Genomic DNA, 3466 nt, shown 5'->3' on the forward strand with positions numbered 1-3466 from the left:
TCTCGGAGGTGGCGGGGCCGCCGGGGCCGAGGCTGTTGTGGTGGGCGGTGCGGCGGGGGCTGGGGCAGGGGCTCTCCCCCACCGAGGTGGCCCGACGGGTGGCCATGCCCACCCTGCCCGCCATCCTGCGGGAGGAGGCGTAGGGAATTGCCGGGGTGGACAGACCCGATGGATCTCTCCTGAAGGGGGTCGTCCTCAATCAGGCGCCCTTCCGGTCGGCAGCGCGGACGGCGTGGGCAATGTCCTTCACCGGCAGGAAGAGGCGGCTCGGCATCCCCGGAAGGGGGCGGAAGCCGTGAGCCTCGTAGAACTTCCGGGCCTGCTCGTCCAGGGCATCCACGATCACCGCCCGGGCCCCGACCTGTTGTGCGATGGAGAGGCAGTGCCTCAGGGCCCGGTCAAGAAGGAAGGCCCCAAGGCCCTGCCCGTGGTAGGCCTGGTCAAGGGCCAGGCGGCCCAGCAGCAGGCACGGCACCAGCGGGTAGGGGACGCCCTTGGCCTGCTCCGGCGGCAGCCGGGAGAGGTCGACGCCGGTGGCCGCGAGGCTGTAGTAGCCGATGACCCGCGACGGGTCGCGGGTAGGGTCGACCAGCACGAAGGTGCGGGCCAAATCCCGCTTGTGGTCCTGGCCCGCCTGGGTTTTGAGGTACTCATCGAGCGGGGGCTTACCACAGGAGAAAGCCGCCCGGTCGTGCTTGCCGAGCGGCTCGATGATCAGGTCCTCCAGCCGCATCCTCATCCCCGGCGGCGGTCAAGACCCCTCCCCCGCCCTGCGCGGGGGGATGCCCCGGTGGCGGCGGAACAGCTCGGTGAGCCGTTCGTTGGGGGTGGCGGGCCCTGAAAGGGCTGCGGCGAAGTTCTCGGCGGCCTCGAGGCTCAGCCGGATCACCTGCTGGGCCTCGACGGTGCGCCGGGCGGCCTCGAGGACGTGCTGGCGCATGAACTGGCTCACGGTCACCCCGCTCATCATGGCGGCTCGCCGCACGAGGAGCCTGCTCTCCTCGTCGAGCCGCATCGGGATGGGCTTGTTGCTCAGCCGGGCGGCCGATGCCTTCTTCGTAGTCGTTTTCGGCATAACGTATACAGCCTCCTTCTGAAGTTCGGAACAGCCGCATTGAAATGGTATGTCAATTCGTGATACAAAGCAAGCCTGCGCAGTTCGGTCTGGGACGGCCGGTGAGCCGGACGGCCTTCGTCGAGGCGCTGCACGCCCTCTTCGCCCTGGCCGAGGCCGCCCGCCGCCTGGCCATGCCCACCCTCCCCGCCATCCTCCGGGGGAGGTCTAGGCCCCCCCCCAGGGGACCCTGGCCTCCGCCAGCGCCAGCCACTCCCCGCGCCAGGCCAGAGGCGCGAGCCCGCGCTCAGCCCGCGCCGCGTTGAGCGCCTGCAGGCCCGGTTCGGGCTCGGCCAGGAGCAGGAAGTCCAGGAGGGTCAGGGCCGCACCCTCTGCCAGGTGCCCCTCGCGCCACAGGCGGGTGCAGGCCTCCAGCAGGTCCAGCCGCCGCAGCGCCTCGTGGGCCTCCAGCAGGGCCAGTCGGCGCTCCTCCCAGTCCGTCCACCGGGTGTACGGGAGCCACGCTCCCGTCCCGATAGGGGATCGTCCCCGCCGCCGAGTGCGGGGCTCACGGCGCTCGTGCTCACAGAGGGCGGCGAGGAGTTCCTCGCGCACCTCGGCCAGGCTGAGGGTCGTGCGGGGTTCGATGTCGTCGCTTCTTCGTCCCATCGGGGTCCTCCACCTTATAGAAAAGAGGGGGTGTGGGGGAGCTATAAAACCCAGCGGCTTTAGCCCTGGTCGCCTCGCCACGGCGAGGCGAGGACTCCCCCACGTGCCCCGCAGGGGCATGTGGCATAGTGGGCGGCTGGTATGTGATAAAATGCCCCTCGGGAATAGCAATTCCCGAGGTTCTTGCCGCCCCGCCTTGGCGGGGCGGATGCGGGGCATCCGCGAAAGGAGTTCTGTGAGGTACTGGTAGTCTGCCGAATACCCCACCCGGCCCCGGCTGCGCACGGCCGCCTTGAACGCCTCGACCCACTCGGGGTGGAGCGTTGCACGTAGGGCATCGACTCTCTCCATCAGGTCCATCGCTTGCCTCCACACCGCCCCGCCGAAGGGGCTGAAGACTGCGCGGGGAGGCATATCCCTCCCCGCACTCCGCTGGCCTGGGGGGCGTCAGCCCCCCACAGGGCGCCAGGGTCTCCGAGGAAGCCCTGAGCTACTCCGGCCGCAGCGGGATGAAGGCCCGGCACATGGCATCGCCTCAAGCCCCGTAGCGCATGCGGAAGAGCGGGGGGCTATCGAGGAGCATCTTCAGGCGGGAGTGCGTCCTTCGCGCAGCAGCCGTTTGATCAGCCTCGAGGCCTCCGCGAGGGTCCTGGGTTCCTGCCCCTGGTGCCCGAGGGCTTTGAGGTAGCGCAGCTGCTTGGGGGTGGGGGGTTTCTCTCCGCCCTTCAGGGGCAGGGGGCGGCCCTGCTGGGCCTCCAGCTCCTCCTTGGCCAGGAGGGCCTGTTGGCTGGCTTCCCGGTCAACCTGCTCGTTTTCCGGGTGGCCGCTGTGTCCCCGGACCCAGACCACCTTCAGCCGGTGCCGCCGGGCCTCGTGGGCCAGGGCTTTCCACAGGTCGGCGTTTTGGATCGGGAAGCCCTTTCGTTCCCAGCCCGCCAGCCACTCCTTGAGGCCCCGCACCACGTACTGGCTGTCCGAGACCAGCCGCACCCGGCTGGGCTGCGCGAGGGCCCGCAGCCCCTCCAGCGCCGCCTGCAGCTCCATGCGGTTGTTGGTCGTCCAGTGCTGCCTTCCCACGAGCAGGGTGCGCTCGCCGCCCTGCAGCAGCAGGGCGGCCCATCCGCCGGGGCCGGGGTTTCCCCAGCAGGCCCCGTCGACGTACAGCACGGTTTCGCCGTCCATACCTCCAGCTTAGCCACCCTTTCAGGACGGGCCGGGGTGCTCCTCCAGCTTTCGCAGCGCCTGCCGCAGGAGCGCGCGCTCCCGCACCCCCTGCGGCGGAATCGGGGGCAGGTCGAGTTCGCTGGCGTCTTCGATATCGAACTGGATTCCCGGCTGCTCTTCGTCGTCCTCGTCCTCTTCGGAGGGGTCCGGGGCTTTCCCCGAGAAGAAGGAGAAGTCCGGGGGCAAAAGCGCCCCGTGGCGCAGGTAGTTGCGGAAATCCTCGATCTGCGGCTGGGTCTCCACCGCTTCCATCACCCGGGCGAAGCTTCCCTGCCACAGCCGCCCCTCCCCGTCGAGCAGCAGCGCGGTGGCCGGGTAGATCCCCTGGGACAGCCCCTCGAGCAGCCCCGCCCGGCGCAGCAGCACCGCGGCCTCTCGGGGGATGGGCTCCCGTCCGCTGGGGTCGTGCATCACCCCCCACCGCTCGTGGGGCCAGGCCGACAGGGCCACCACGTAGGGGGACATGCGCAGCAGCTCCCACAGCTCCTCCAGGGGGGGCAGGGGCAGGGGGAGGAGCGC

The 3466-nt window shown here is 70.4% G+C and carries 5 protein-coding genes; all 5 read right to left on the reverse strand.

Translation table 11 applies throughout. The features are described from left to right. Window positions 1-199 precede the first annotated feature (199 nt). The gene (locus tag Mrose_RS18020) at window positions 200-733 is read right to left on the reverse strand and encodes a GNAT family N-acetyltransferase (RefSeq protein ID WP_220452364.1); all 534 of its coding nucleotides are present in this window, start codon (window positions 731-733) and stop codon (window positions 200-202) included. 18 nt (window positions 734-751) lie between these two features. Next, window positions 752-1075, reverse strand: a complete 324-nt coding sequence (locus Mrose_RS18025; protein WP_119280601.1) for a type II toxin-antitoxin system TacA family antitoxin — start codon at window positions 1073-1075, stop codon at window positions 752-754. A 207-nt stretch (window positions 1076-1282) separates the two neighbouring features. Beyond that, a complete protein-coding gene (locus Mrose_RS18030) occupies window positions 1283-1723 on the reverse strand; it encodes a hypothetical protein (RefSeq protein WP_119280603.1) in 441 nt (146 codons plus the stop codon). Window positions 1724-2308: 585 nt separating this feature from the next. Next, window positions 2309-2905 carry a ribonuclease HI gene (gene rnhA / locus Mrose_RS18035; RefSeq protein ID WP_119280605.1) on the reverse strand — a complete coding sequence of 199 codons (597 nt, stop codon included), beginning with the start codon at window positions 2903-2905 and terminating at the stop codon, window positions 2309-2311. Between the two features lie 21 nt (window positions 2906-2926). After that, window positions 2927-3466 (reverse strand): hypothetical protein (locus Mrose_RS19080; RefSeq protein ID WP_182482905.1); only part of this gene is annotated, 540 nt, incomplete at its 5' end.

The sequence above is a fragment of the Calidithermus roseus genome (genome assembly GCF_003574095.1).
In the GTDB taxonomy this organism is placed as follows: Bacteria; Deinococcota; Deinococci; order Deinococcales; family Thermaceae; genus Calidithermus; species Calidithermus roseus.

Excerpts from the sequence above, each read along its gene's own strand:
- Mrose_RS18020 (WP_220452364.1), bottom strand. The coding sequence starts at position 733 with ATGCGGCTGGAGGACCTGATCATCGAGCCGCTCGGCAAGCACGACCGG.
- Mrose_RS18025 (WP_119280601.1), bottom strand. The coding sequence starts at position 1,075 with ATGCCGAAAACGACTACGAAGAAGGCATCGGCCGCCCGGCTGAGCAAC.
- Mrose_RS18030 (WP_119280603.1), bottom strand. The coding sequence starts at position 1,723 with ATGGGACGAAGAAGCGACGACATCGAACCCCGCACGACCCTCAGCCTG.
- rnhA (WP_119280605.1), bottom strand. The coding sequence starts at position 2,905 with ATGGACGGCGAAACCGTGCTGTACGTCGACGGGGCCTGCTGGGGAAAC.